Source organism: Populibacterium corticicola, assembly GCF_042683685.1.
Classification (GTDB): domain Bacteria; phylum Actinomycetota; class Actinomycetes; order Actinomycetales; family Cellulomonadaceae; genus Timonella; species Timonella corticicola.
Genome location: NZ_JBHUOP010000001.1, coordinates 505,829 through 519,292, shown reverse-complemented (window position 1 = coordinate 519,292; position 13,464 = coordinate 505,829). Strand labels below are relative to the sequence as shown.

The 13,464-nt window shown below is 58.6% G+C and carries 11 protein-coding genes and 1 tRNA gene; 3 read left to right on the top strand and 9 right to left on the bottom strand.

Annotated features, from left to right (window positions below; all coding sequences use genetic code 11):
- Window positions 1-97 precede the first annotated feature (97 nt).
- The 8 genes from ACFSYH_RS02415 to ACFSYH_RS02380 form a co-directional block, all read right to left on the bottom strand.
- Window positions 98-619, bottom strand: a complete 522-nt coding sequence (locus ACFSYH_RS02415; protein WP_377464886.1) for an NUDIX hydrolase — start codon at window positions 617-619, stop codon at window positions 98-100.
- Entirely contained in the window at window positions 616-1,317 is a 702-nt protein-coding gene (locus ACFSYH_RS02410) for a hypothetical protein (protein WP_377464885.1), read from the bottom strand. Before ACFSYH_RS02410 ends, ACFSYH_RS02415 begins: the two co-directional genes overlap by 4 nt.
- Complete coding sequence (locus ACFSYH_RS02405) at window positions 1,317-2,501, bottom strand: glycosyltransferase family 4 protein (RefSeq protein ID WP_377464884.1); 1,185 nt, start codon at window positions 2,499-2,501, stop codon at window positions 1,317-1,319. Before ACFSYH_RS02405 ends, ACFSYH_RS02410 begins: the two co-directional genes overlap by 1 nt.
- Window positions 2,494-3,441, bottom strand: coding sequence for a phosphatidylinositol mannoside acyltransferase (locus tag ACFSYH_RS02400; RefSeq protein ID WP_377464883.1), 948 nt, complete (start codon window positions 3,439-3,441; stop codon window positions 2,494-2,496). Before ACFSYH_RS02400 ends, ACFSYH_RS02405 begins: the two co-directional genes overlap by 8 nt.
- Window positions 3,441-4,085, bottom strand: coding sequence for a phosphatidylinositol phosphate synthase (gene pgsA / locus ACFSYH_RS02395; RefSeq protein ID WP_377464882.1), 645 nt, complete (start codon window positions 4,083-4,085; stop codon window positions 3,441-3,443). Before pgsA ends, ACFSYH_RS02400 begins: the two co-directional genes overlap by 1 nt.
- A gap of 269 nt (window positions 4,086-4,354) precedes the next feature.
- Window positions 4,355-4,894, bottom strand: coding sequence for an HIT family protein (locus ACFSYH_RS02390; protein WP_377464881.1), 540 nt, complete (start codon window positions 4,892-4,894; stop codon window positions 4,355-4,357).
- 269 nt (window positions 4,895-5,163) lie between these two features.
- Complete coding sequence (gene thrS, locus ACFSYH_RS02385) at window positions 5,164-7,122, bottom strand: threonine--tRNA ligase (RefSeq protein WP_377464880.1); 1,959 nt, start codon at window positions 7,120-7,122, stop codon at window positions 5,164-5,166.
- 276 nt (window positions 7,123-7,398) lie between these two features.
- Window positions 7,399-7,599: a hypothetical protein gene (locus ACFSYH_RS02380; RefSeq protein ID WP_377464879.1), complete on the bottom strand. Its 201-nt coding sequence runs from the start codon at window positions 7,597-7,599 to the stop codon at window positions 7,399-7,401.
- 485 nt (window positions 7,600-8,084) lie between these two features.
- On the opposite strand from ACFSYH_RS02380, the gene ACFSYH_RS02375 reads away from it, so the two are divergent.
- Both ACFSYH_RS02375 and ACFSYH_RS02370 read left to right on the top strand, forming a co-directional pair.
- The gene (locus ACFSYH_RS02375) at window positions 8,085-8,813 is read left to right on the top strand and encodes a lytic polysaccharide monooxygenase (RefSeq protein ID WP_377464878.1); all 729 of its coding nucleotides are present in this window, start codon (window positions 8,085-8,087) and stop codon (window positions 8,811-8,813) included.
- Window positions 8,814-9,340: 527 nt separating this feature from the next.
- Window positions 9,341-11,359: a glycosyl hydrolase family 18 protein gene (locus ACFSYH_RS02370; RefSeq protein WP_377464877.1), complete on the top strand. Its 2,019-nt coding sequence runs from the start codon at window positions 9,341-9,343 to the stop codon at window positions 11,357-11,359.
- Between the two features lie 263 nt (window positions 11,360-11,622).
- On the opposite strand, the gene ACFSYH_RS02365 is transcribed toward ACFSYH_RS02370, so the two are convergent.
- Window positions 11,623-11,697 (bottom strand) — tRNA-Gly (locus ACFSYH_RS02365).
- A 268-nt stretch (window positions 11,698-11,965) separates the two neighbouring features.
- Between ACFSYH_RS02365 and ACFSYH_RS02360 the strand changes: the two genes are divergently transcribed.
- On the top strand, window positions 11,966-13,414 hold the full coding sequence (locus tag ACFSYH_RS02360) for a hypothetical protein (RefSeq protein ID WP_377464876.1): 1,449 nt from the start codon (window positions 11,966-11,968) through the stop codon (window positions 13,412-13,414).
- The last annotated feature ends 50 nt before the right edge of the window (window positions 13,415-13,464 follow it).

Genomic DNA, 13,464 nt, shown 5'->3' with positions numbered 1-13,464 from the left:
TGTCCCGCCAACACAATTGCTTAGAATTTTACCGGTTCTTGGGGCGTGCGGTTGCACTTTAGGCTCGCGGCTCACTGTGATGCGTGTGTGCTTGCACTTAATCTTGAGCCAAACTGGCCTGATCAACCTCAAGTCCCAGAGTGATAAGAGTGCCATCCCAGCCATTTTTTAGGTTGGCGACGAGCCGAGCCAATTCGCGCGGGAAAACCTCAATCTCAGCGTGATCGAGTTCGTCGATGGTGAGCCAACGCAGGTCGTCGACGAAGCTCTTCTCGAGTTCCGTCCAGCCAGCGCGTGACAGGGCTGCGCTTGAATGGATGCGCGCGAGATAGAACTCCTCGTGCTGCAGCACATGCTCAGCGTCAAAGTCGAAGATGGCTGAACGTTGCAGGACCGGACCGATGAGAGCCGACGGATGGATATTGAGGCCCGTTTCTTCACATGCTTCTCGTGCCGCAGCGGTGCGCGAGGTCTCACCGGGCTCTAAACCACCACCAATGGTGAACCACCACTGACGTTCCGGGCGATCAGCATCATGACCTTTGACAAGCAGAATACGGTCTAACTCATCAAGGATAAGAACCCGTGCTGCATGCCGTTCACGTGGCCGAGGGCTCACGATACGCCGCCCAGCGGAAGGGTCGCGTTCGGTTGCTTGAGCCCTGCGGGCCATCCGTCATCGAATTCGACGGTGTGCGGCATGGGTGCATAACCCGCGATCCGGAACAGACGAATCCAACGCTTCGAACGCACACGCTGTGCCTGCAGGACTGATTCGTTGTGGAATCGCCGCGCAATCTGCACTCGATACCAGGCACCAGAGATCGCCTCGAGCAGTTCGGCTGCGTAGGGGTCTTGATAGAGTCCCGCAGTATCCTCTGGTGACTCTAGGATCTCCTCCACGACTGCGGTCAGAGCACTCTCGCGCGCCTCGCGTTCAGTCCCAAGGCCCGCATCGAGCGCCTGCAAGACGGCAAGCCGGGGCGCTGGTTCGGAGGCCGTGCGCTGCCTGTGCGCGACAACGAGTTCCGAGAGATCTGGCACAGCGGTGAGCAGTTCCTGATCGCCGTCTGCGTCGGTTCCCATGACCGCCTTTGAGGTCTCCGCAAGTAGAACAGAACTCACGGGATCAAGCACGGCCGAGCTCGCGAGTTCGTGAGTGGCCGAGGCGCGGCGCAACAACTGTGAGTCGAGCGCTAGACGAGAGGAGACCACCTTGCGGTGGAGCCGGTCAAGTCGGCGCGCTGTCACGAGCGCGAACCATACGACGAGGGCGACGACGGCAATGACGATGATGGCGACTTCAGACCACAGCATCAGCTGGCCTCCCTGACCTGTTGGGACGAATCCACTTCGACCTGTCCAAGCGCGGCAGAGGCAGAGAGAACCATCTCGTACACGGTCAAAACCTTAGCCGTCACCTGCGACCAGTCGAACTGCTGCACAAACTCGGTTGCGGCAGCAGCCTTTGCAGCGCGCGCTTCGGGGTTCTCAAGGGCGAGAATGATCTGACGTGCCAGATCGTCGCCGTCACCGTTGGTGAACATGAAGCCTGCACGCCCGTAGTCGAGCACCCGTTCAAAGGCACCAAGATTGGATGCCACGACGACTGCCCCAGCGCTCATCGCTTCAACGAGCACGATACCAAAGCTCTCACCGCCCGTTTGCGGAGCTATGTACAGGTCAACGGAAGAGAGCAGCGCGGCCTTCTCCTCGTCGGAAATCCCACCCAGGAACTCCACGCTGGACGCCAACTCACCGAGCGTTTCGAGGGCGAGGGCCTTGCCCTCATCCCCCCGTCCCGCGACAAGGAAGCGAGCTCCAGGGAATCGTTTGAGCACACCCGGTATTGCGGCTGTGAGAACCTGCAACCCCTTGCGCGGTTCGTCAAGACGACCGAGGAACGCGATCGTGGGTGCTTCTTTGGTTCCCGTCCAACGGTCATCAGGTTGCGCAGACGCGAAAGCGTCCACATACACGCCGTTGGGGATGACAATTGCATCGCCGCCGAGGTGATCGATCAGCGTGCGGCGCGCATCCTCGGAGACAGCGATGCGGGCGGAAAACTTCTCAAGCGACGGACGAACCATCGGATACACAAACTGCAGGGCCCGCGAGCGAATCAAGGCGGTATGAAAAGTGCCCACAATCGGACCGCGGGCGTTCCACAGCGCAAGCATCGACAGCGATGGCGTCATCGGCTCGTGAAGGTGCAGGATATCGAATTGCCCCTCCTTGAGCCAGCGACGTACTCGCCCGGCTGCACGGGGACCAAAGGTCAGCCGCGCAACCGAACCGTTGTACTTAATGGGCAGCGCCTTGCCACCGGAAGTGATGTAATCGGGAATCTCAGTGCCCTCGTCGGCTGGCGCGAGCACAGACACGTGATGCCCCTGCTCCATGAGCGCTTCAGCCAGGTCGCGGATATGGAACTGCACACCGCCCGGTGCGTCGAATGAGTACGGGCAGACGATTCCAACGCGCAGTTTGCGCCTATCCATGAGATTCCTTCGCTAGCGTGCGGGCATAACGTTCTGGGTCGAGGTCTTCTATGAAAACCTTTTGCAGCATGTGCCAGTCCTGTGGGTGAGCGTGAATGGTCTGCGCGAGTGCATCGACCCAGCCCTGCGTTGCGGCCGCGACCTGCTCGGTTTTTGGAAGCGTCCGGTCTACCTCCACCTCAGGATGGAAAGTGATGACGATACCCCACGGGCTACCTGCATGTCTGCGCCGCTCCCCCGTGATTCTCTCGTAGTGAATGCTCGCCGGGATGAGCGGGGTCTTCGAGCCGACAGCGAGAGCAGCAGGACCAGCGGCGACCCGAGCTCGACGTCCAAACAGGTCAACCTCGATACCGGAAGCCGAGAGATCACGGTCCGCGAGAAGACAGATCAAGCGTCCCGGCCCATTGGCGGCCCTCAGCAGTTCCCGAAACACGCCAGAGTCACCAGCCGCAAGAATGGTCATGCCGAGAGCTTCCCGGAAGGTAACGAAGTCTTGGAACACCTCTTCCGGCTTAAGCCGTTCAGCCACGGTCAACACCGGGTTGAGGTGAGCGGAGGCCCACACCCCAGCGAGGTCCCAGTTACCCTGATGCGACAGTGCAAGGACAGGGCTCTTACCCGCCGCGATTGCAGCGACGACAGGCCCGTCATTCACGGCTCTCACGCGATGTCTCACCTGTTCCTCACTGGCGTGGGTGAGTACGAAGGCCTCACCGAAATAGCGCAGATAGGAACGCATTGCAGGACGCGAGAGGGCACGTACCTGCTTTGGTGTGAGGTCTGGACGGACCCGCTGGAGGTTCTTTTCCAGTTGGTGCACGCCACCGTTATGCAACAGCCAGGTCACATCGGCCGCAACGTTGAGCAAGCCTCGCAGGATAGGGCCAGGGATCTTATAGGCGTGCTTCCATGCAAAGCCGAACGCGTTGAAGGCCATCAGTTTGCCCCTTTGGATGCAACGTATGACTGCTTGCGCACATGCAGCATCCGCTGAACGAACGTGGCGAACGAACCGGCAACGACCAGCCACAGCGCAATGATCAGGATCAGGTCCTGGGCGAACAAACCTGCCGCACAGGTAGCGAGCAGGCCAATCAGGAGACGCTCGGAGCGTTCGACAAAGCCGACGTTCCCGTCAAGGCCAAGGCCTTCGGCCCGCGCGCGGGCGTACGAAACAAAGAAAGCGAAACTCAACGTTGCCAGGGCTGCCAATAGCCCCGCAGTGGAATTCGGGCCATCAACCTGGAAGACAAAGTAAAGTGCGAGCCCCCCGAAGATCGCGGCATCAGCGAGGCGGTCGAGCGTCGAGTCAAGATAGGCCCCCCACACCCCCTCGCGCCCCTGCATACGGGCCATCGTTCCGTCGAGTGAATCAGTGAAGACGAACAGACCGATAAGCAGCGACCCTGTCACGAGGTGTCCGGTTGGGAAGGCCCACAGAGCAGCGACCACAACCGCGATCGTCCCTGCGATGGTCACAGCGTCCGGGCCGACTCCGATTTTCAGCAGGAATCTCGCGAGCGGAGAAAACAACTTCCCCATTGCTCCACGCAGGTGACTGAGCACTACCGTCTCTCCCATCGATCGCGTGCCGGACTCGGCACCACTCTATCTTGCCTTATCCCACTGACGCCGAAACGCAAAGGACAGCCCAGCGCCCCAATTTCAGGGTTGAAAACGGCCAAAATCATTCTGTGGGATGACACCGCGGCATGGAGTTCACGGCGATGGTTGCACGCCCACACCCACCCAACCACGATGGGGCTGGGTTCTCATTGAACCCAGCCCCATCGTCGTCAATAAAGAGCCCCGGATCGACGACGTTCCCTCGGCACCCTGCGCCAACACGGTTACTCCCACACGTCCGCGAGTTGCACCCTCGTATTCGCAAGCAGCGCAGGCATGGCCTTGGTCTGCCCGATGATCGGAAAGAAGTTCGAGTCCCCGATCCATCGCGGAACCACATGCTGGTGCAGGTGCGCGGCGATTCCAGCACCACCGGCCTCGCCCTGATTCATACCGATGTTGAAACCACTCGGACTCATAGCGCGTTGCAAGGCGTGCATGGCCCGCTGCGTCAACTCCCCCATCTCCACCATGACCGCGTTCGAGATCTCGCTGTACATCGAGACATGCTCGAAGGGCACAATCATCAGATGCCCCGAGTTGTAGGGGTAGAGGTTCAACACAACATAGGCGAGATCACCCCGCGCAACCACGAGTCCGTCCTCGTCGCTCTTGGATGGGATGACACAGAACGGACACTGATCCTGCGAGGAGTCCTTGGGCTTGTTCTCGCCGCCCACATAGGCCATGCGGTGAGGTGTCCACAGGCGGTTTAGTCCATCCGGCTCGCCAACGTATCGTCCCGATTCCTGCACACCGTCCACGTGGGCCTCCTTGCTTGCTGCTTGTTGAGCGTCTCTTCAATTGTCGCAGGGTGTGACTCACTTCTGCGGCACTTTCTTGCCTCTACTTCCGGCGGGGAACAGATTCCCCAACATGATGCCGTTACCCACCCGAAAACTGACGTAATCACCCATCTTTTATCGCTAGTTTCGTCGGTTTTTGGGTGGGTAGCCTCAAGATAGTCGTCAGTTTTCAGGTGGGAAGCAAAAAGGTGGGGTCCGGCGTATGCCGAACCCCACCTGATGTACGACTAGACCTGTTCGCGCGTTTCGATCGCCTTCACGATCCGTGCGATGGCATCCGCAACCGGAATGCCGTTCTCCTGGCTTCCGTCACGGAAGCGGAACGATACCGCACCGGCTTCCGCATCCTCGCCACCAGCGATGATAGTGAATGGAACCTTGGACTTCGAAGCGTTACGGATCTTCTTGGGGAAACGCTCCGATCCGTCATCCAACTGAGCACGCACGCCCGCAGCCTTGAGTTGACGCACAACGTCAGCGAGGTAGTCGTTGAACGGCTCTGCAACCGGAATAGCAGTCACCTGGACCGGCGCGAGCCACACCGGGAAGTTGCCCGCGTAGTGCTCCACCAGGATGCCGAAGAACCGTTCGATCGAACCGAACAGTGCGCGGTGAATCATGACTGGACGCTGACGCGAACCATCAGCGGCGGTGTACTCGAGTTCGAACAGCTCTGGCTCGAAGAAGTCCAACTGGATGGTCGAGAGTTGCCAGGTACGGCCGATCGCATCCTTCGCCTGAACCGAGATCTTAGGGCCATAGAACGCAGCACCACCTGGATCGGCTATCAAATCAAGGCCAGATTCGGTGGCGACTTGACGCAGCACCTCGGTAGCCTCTTCCCAGGTTTCGTCGTCACCCACGGATTTCTCCGGGTCACGAGTCGACAGTTCAAGGTAGAAGTCGTTCAGACCGTAATCGCGCAGCAGATCAAGCACGAACGTGAGCAATGAACTCAGTTCCTCACGCATCTGCTCGCGAGTGGTGTAAATGTGGGCGTCGTCCTGAGTGAACCCGCGCGCACGGGTCAAGCCATGGACCACACCGGACTTCTCGTAGCGATACACAGTACCGAACTCGAACAAACGCAGCGGCAGTTCACGGTATGAGCGACCGCGGGAACGATACACCAGGTTGTGCATCGGGCAGTTCATCGGCTTGAGGTAGTAATCCTGGCCCGCACGCTTGATGTTGCCATCCTCGTCGCGTTCCTCGTCAAGGTGCATTGGAGGGTACATTCCGTCCGCATACCAGTCGAGGTGGCGCGAGGTCTCAAACAGGTTCTTCTTGGTGATGTGCGGGGTCGACACAAACGAATACCCGGCCTGGACGTGGCGCTTGCGCGAGTACTCTTCCATCTCCATACGAACCATCGCACCGTTCGGGTGGAACACCGGCAGGCCCGAACCGAGTTCATCTGGAAACGAGAACAGGTCCATCTCCGCACCAAGGCGACGGTGGTCACGGCGCTCCGCCTCAGCCAGACGATCAAGGTGAGCAGTCAGTTCGTCCTTGGTTGGCCACGCCGTACCGTACACACGCTGCAGCATCGGGTTCTTCTCGCTGCCACGCCAATACGCAGCAGCCGAACGCATGAGCTTGAAGCCATTACCGATCAGCTTGGTGCTCGGCAGGTGTGGACCGCGGCAAAGATCCTGCCACGCCACCTCGCCGTTTCGCTTCACGTTCTCGTAAATGGTGAGTTCACCCGCACCAACCTCGACCGAAGCGCCTTCGCCAGCGTTCTCCGAGTTGCCCTTCAAGCCAATGAGTTCGATCTTGTACGGCTCGTGCGCGAGTTCCTGTTGACCCTGCTCATCGGTGATGACGCGGCGACGGAAGGTCTGCCCCTCCTTGATGATGCGCATCATCTGCTTTTCAAGGTTCTTCAGGTCTTCTGGGGTGAAGGGATTCTCAACGTCGAAATCGTAGTAGAAGCCGTCACGGATTGGCGGGCCAATGCCCAATTTCGCGTCTGGGTTGACGTTCTGCACCGCCTGAGCAAGAACGTGCGCCGCAGAGTGACGCAACACGTCAAGGCCGTCTGGCTCGGAGATGAGCACGCCCTCAACGACATCGCCGTCTTCGGGTACGTGGAACAGGTCCTTGAGTTCACCGTTGACGCGAAGAACCACAACATCGCGCTGCTGCGAGAACAACTCGGTGCCGGTAGTTCCCTGCGTCACCGTAGTCTCCTGTCCATCCAGGCTGAATGTGACTTGCGGTGGCGATACAGAGACGTCCGACACGATCGTGTCCTCCTATGAGAAGTAGAAAAGGGAATGTCGCCTGATGCGACATTCCCTTATTCTATCGACTCATTCATGTTTTCCAGGCACACCAGCCGTGAGTTGCACCAACAACCCCGACCTGCCGGTTATCTCACCGAAGGGTGAGAAGCGGACAGTCATGCACCCAAGGCGCGCCGACAGCAAAACCTGGAAGAATCGTCGAAAAGCAGATTAGTCGTTGAGTTTCTTAGCCTGCTCCGCGAGTTGATCGACCTTCTCATCAATATTGTCCGGGGTGACCTTCTTGATGGCGTCAGCGACCTGATCGATACGCTCGTCGGTCAACTGCTCTTTTGCCTTCTCAATAAGGCCATCTTTGTCGTTGCCGCCAAGAGCGTCTTTTGCCTTGTTAACGAGGTCGTCGAGTCCCATGTGTTTCTCCATTCAGTCCAAGGTGCACGCAACACGTATGCACCACCAAAAGTTATCTCACTCCGTACGCGATTTCGGCAGGTCAGTGAGGTGAATTTTGCGATGTGCTCAGGTTCAACTTCCCAACTCGATCGACATCTTGAGGCACGTGCGTAGATACAGGAGGCCCATTCTGTGCCGCAACTCACAACAATGGGGGGATCTCCCCAAAGCCTTCGGTTGCCCTGCGGACTTTCGTTAGTAAGTATTACTTATGTAAGTGTAAGTATTACTTACTCCAGGATTGAGTCACTTACCTCGAGCTGGTTTTGCCACCCCCACCGTCTCAATGATGAGCGGAGGCACGTGACTAAGAACATTGAAGCAATCAACGTTCTTCCTTTGACGGTCATACCGGTCGCTCTCTCTGCGAGGGCTCCAGACCGGTTGTCAACGCGATCTACGTCCGTAGCGCCCGCGCTACTCACAACAGAAAGCAGTAACCCGTGAACATCAAATCCATGAAGTCCGCTGTGGCGGCAACCGCAGGCCTGCTCATCGCAGCGCCTCTGTTCCTGGCTGCACCAGCAGCCGCACACGGGTGGGTCACCGACCCACCAAGCCGCCAGGACAACTGTGCCAAGGGCGCCACATCCTTCGACTGTGGCTCCATCAAGTACGAGCCGCAGAGCGTTGAGGCACCCAAGGGCTCGCTCCAGTGCTCCGGTGGCTCCGGCTTCGACATTCTCGATGACGAGTCTCGTCCATGGCCAACGAAACAGGTCGGTTCATCCGTCAACATCCAGTGGAAACTCACCGCCGCGCACAACACCAGCACGTGGGAGTACTTCGTCGACGGACAACTCCACCAGGTCTACGAGCAGAACGGCCGTCCAGCGTCCGACATCTCGCACACTCTCACCAATCTCCCTGCGGGCAAGCACACTATCCTCGCTCGCTGGAACGTTGCCGACACTCCGATGGCGTTCTACAACTGCATCGACGTCCAGGTCGGCCCTGGCGGCGGTGACAACGGTGGAGGTGACGACGGCAACCCAGGTGGCGGCGACGACAACACCGGCGTTCCAGCCTACGATCCAGCAGCGGTCTACCTCGGCGGAGACCGTGTGACACACAACGGACGCCTGTGGGAAGCCAAGTGGTGGACCCAGGGTGCCGCACCGGGAACCACTGGCGAATGGGGACAGTGGGCTGATCTAGGTCCACTCAACTAACAGGCCAACATCTCGGTAAGTCCTGAGAGGTTGGGCCCGCTTCGGCGGGTCCAACCTCTTTCTCTTGCCACCCGGGAGGCCAGCCATCCAATGAACACTGCACCGCCACAGACGGGTACCTTAACCCACACAGTCTCTTTCCCCAGAGTGCACAAACCTCATGGGTAGATTGCATCCACACAACAGTTTGCCAGCGTAAACATCGGAAAAAGGGGAGACGAACGGCACGATAAGTCTCCTCAACCCGGTACCAACTACCCGCTTCACACTGTTGCGCTGAATGCTTTTTGTTAGCAAGCATTACTAACCGAAGTGCTCTCGTCTTCCCCTCCCTCACAGATGCCCGTCTCCCCCACCGGCTTCGCGCCGGACAGGCACAGCAATGGCAGTCCGCAAGGTCAACCCGTTGCACGACATCACTATGCCGTTCGAACCAGCACGGCATAAACGATCGTCGGCCACAAGCCGACAATGCGATCTACATCAGTAGCACTCGTGCTACACACACTAGAAAGCAGTAAGTATCTGTGAACATCACATCCAAGAAGTCCATTCTGGCGGCACTGACAGGATTCCTCATCGCCGCCCCGATGATCATTGCTGCCCCCGCAGCCGCGCATGGCTGGGTCACCGACCCACCAAGCCGCCAGGACAACTGCGCCAAGGGTGCCACTTCCTTCGACTGTGGCGACATCAAGTACGAGCCGCAGAGCGTTGAAGCACCCAAGGGCTCGCTCCAGTGCTCCGGCGGCTCCGGCTACGACATCCTGGACGACGACACAAAGCCATGGCCTGCCAAGAACGTAGGCTCGTCGATCAACGTGCAGTGGAAGCTCACCGCCGCGCACAACACCAGCACGTGGGAGTACTTCGTTGACGGACAACTCCACCAAACATACGAACAGAACGGCCGTCCAGCGTCCGACATCTCGCACACTCTCACCAACTTGCCTGCAGGAAAGCACACTATCCTCGCTCGCTGGAACGTTGCCGACACTCCGATGGCGTTCTACAACTGCATCGACATCAATGTAACCGGCGGAAACGACGGTGACACCACCCCGGGTGATGGTGACAACGGATCAACTCCCGGCAATGACGACACCAACCCAGGTGGAGACAACGGCTCCACCCCTGGTGACGGCGACAGCGGCAGCGCTACGTGCGCACCGGCATACGACCCGGCAGCGGTCTACACCTCTGGAGACCAGGTGAGCTACAAGGGTCACCTATGGCAGGCCAAATGGTGGACCCAGGGTGCCGCTCCCGACACGACAGGCCCGTGGGGCCAGTGGGTTGACCTTGGACCATGCGAAGACTCACCGACGACTCCCGGGGACGGTGACACCACTCCGGGTGATGGTGACAACGGATCAACTCCCGGCGATGACGACACCAACCCAGGTGGAGACAACGGCTCCACCCCTGGAGCAACCGAAGATCGCATTGTCGGCTACTTCACCAACTGGGGTGTTTACCAGCGTAACTACCATGTGAAGAACATCAAGACCTCCGGTTCGGCCGACAAGCTCACGCACATCCTCTACGCATTCGGTAACGTAAAGAACGGTGAGTGCGTCATTGGTGACGCATATGCTGACTATGAGAAGGCATACACGGCTGCCGAGTCGATTGACGGAGTTGCCGACACCTGGGACCAACCACTCCGTGGAAACTTCAACCAACTTCGCAAGTTGAAGGCCGAATACCCCAACATCAAGGTTCTGTGGTCGTTCGGTGGCTGGACTTGGTCCGGTGGTTTCAGTGAGGCCTCAAAGAACCCCGAGAAATTCGCGAAGTCCTGCCGCGACCTCGTTGAGGACCCACGCTGGTCCGATGTATTCGATGGCATCGACATCGACTGGGAGTACCCAAACGCTTGCGGTGAAACTTGCGACGACTCTGGTTTCGACTCGTACCGCAAACTCCTCCAAGCACTCCGCGCTGAGTTCGGCGACGACATTGTCACCTCGGCCATCGCGGCTGACGCAACCCCTGGTGGAAAGATCGAAGCCGCGGACTACGCGGGCGGTGCAGAGTATCTCGACTTCATCATGCCCATGACGTACGACTACTTCGGCGCGTGGAACAAGAATGGCCCGACAGCACCGCACTCGCCGCTGACCGGGTATGACGGAATCCCTCAACAGGGCTTTGACACCACGACCACCATCAACAAGCTGACTTCGTTGGGTATCCCATCCGAGAAGATCCTGCTTGGCGTTGGATTCTATGGACGCGGTTGGACGGGCGTAACCCAGGCTGCTCCAGGCGGTAGCGCCACTGGAGCCGCCCAGGGTTCCGATGAGGCCGGCATTGAGGACTATAAGGTTCTCAAGACCAAGTGCCCTGTTACCGGCTCCATTGCCGGAACGTCTTACGGCTTCTGCAACGGTGAGTGGTGGAACTATGACACGCCTGCTGACATCACCAACAAGGCGAAGTTCGCAAGCGACAAGAACCTTGGTGGAGCATTCTTCTGGGAACTCTCGGGAGACACTGCGAATGGTGAACTCATCAGCGCAATCCACAATGGTCTCAAGTGACATCTGAAACCGTCTGAAGGCTTGTTGTCCACGCATGCGTGGACAACAAGCCTTCTGTTCTATCCGGAGACCGACAAACGGAACGAGTCTGGGCGGATGGGGTTTCGTCGCCAATCAGCAAAAAGACCAAGACCCACATCGCTGGGGCGCAAACCACACAGATCGTTGGGAATCTGCCGCAGGTCTGGATCATCCACATGCTCTAGGCCATGTTCATCCCAGATATGGAAAAGGCCCGTGTATTAATGCACGGGCCTTTTAACTGGAGCGGATGACGGGATTCGAACCCGCGACCCTCACCTTGGCAAGGTGATGCTCTACCCCTGAGCCACATCCGCAGACTGCGCTTCAAACGCCTCAATCAATCTACTAGGTTTCGGACACCAGTCCAAAACACAAGCACCTGGCAAGATGCCTGCAAGGCATCATTTCAACGCACAAACCGCTATTTTCCGCTGGTCTTGAACACTACAGATTGACATGGTGACCTCCATCACCGAGGCACTATTGAGAACTCTTCTCATTATGATGTAAGGTCGTATCGATCGTGTCGGACATTCTTGTCCCTCACTAACGATAATGATTCCTATTCTACAAGGGAGAGTTGTGGGAAAGAAAAACACCACTCGTCGCGCAGGCTCCGCCTTGGCCGTCCTCATCGCAATCGCCTTGAGCGCCTCCGCCTGCTCCGGCACCAGCCCTGAACAAGTCGAAGCCAACACCAACGACCCGGCACCAACCACTACCGAGCCTGCACCGGAACAAACCACCACCGCTCGAGAAGAATCGGCAACCCTCAAGGCCAGACTCGCAGTCACCTATGACGGCGGCATCAAGATCTACGACGCCGCAACCCTCGACGAGGTCGCGGACATCGAGGCCGCAGGTTTCCTTCGGCTCAACGACACGGGGACAGGGCGGCACCTAGCCGTCTCAGGCCCACAGGGCTTCTCAACGCTCGACCTTGGGACCTGGGCAGAAGCACACGGCGATCACTCCCACTATTACGTTCAGGAACCCAGTCTCAGCGATGTCGTGCTTGAGGCAGGTGCGCCTGGACACGTGATCAACCATGCTGGACTCGTCGCCTTCTTCGATGACGCGAGCGGAACGACAACCGCATTCGAACCGTCAGAATTTGGTGACGGCGACCCTGAGTTCACCTACACCGCTGCTGCACCGCACCACGGCCTCACCGTGCCCCTAGGCGGTGGGCGCATCGTCACCACTGAAGGCACCTCTGACCAGCGCAACACCGTCAAGGTCGCAACCATTGACGGCGAGACCCTCGCAGAGACCAACGAATGCCCCAATGTTCACGGAGAAGCAACCGCCGCAGATGACATCGTGAGCGTTGGCTGTGGTGACGGGACAGTCATTCTCAACGGCACCGACATCACGAAGGTGAAAAGCCCCGATGTGGACGGACGAATCGGCACCCAGAGCGGTTCACACGCGTCACACATCGTTCTTGGCGACTACAAGACCGAAGCTGAAGCAGAATCTGGAGAAGTGAAGCGCGTCAGCCTTCTCGACACCGTTTCCAAGTCGCTCAAGATCGTTGAGTTGCCTGCGAGTTACACCTTCCGATCCTTCGCTCGTGACGCCGATAGCACTCCCCTTGTTCTGGGCACTGACGGAGCAATCCACGTACTCGATATCGAGTCTGGAACGGTGGCGAAGTCCATTCCGGTAATACCAGCATGGGAGGCACCCGAGGATTGGCAGGCACCACGTCCAACCATCTTCGCGCTCGACGGCTCCGTCTACGTCACCTCGCCGGGCGAAAAGAAGATCTATGCGGTCGACATCGAAACCGAGCGCGTGTGGAAGGAAGCCGAGATTGATGTCGTGCCGAATGAACTGAGCGGTGTCTCCGGTCAGGCAGCGGACAGCGAGGACGCGGACCACGGTCATGATCACTCAGAGGAAGAGGGCGACGACCACGACCACGACCACGACCACGACCACGACCACGACCACGACCACGACCACGACCACGACCACGACCACGACCACGACCACGACCACGACCACGAGGATGATAACGAGTAGGGTCCTAACCATCCCTCTGAACGGCGGTTTCACCGTTCCAGTTGCGTCCT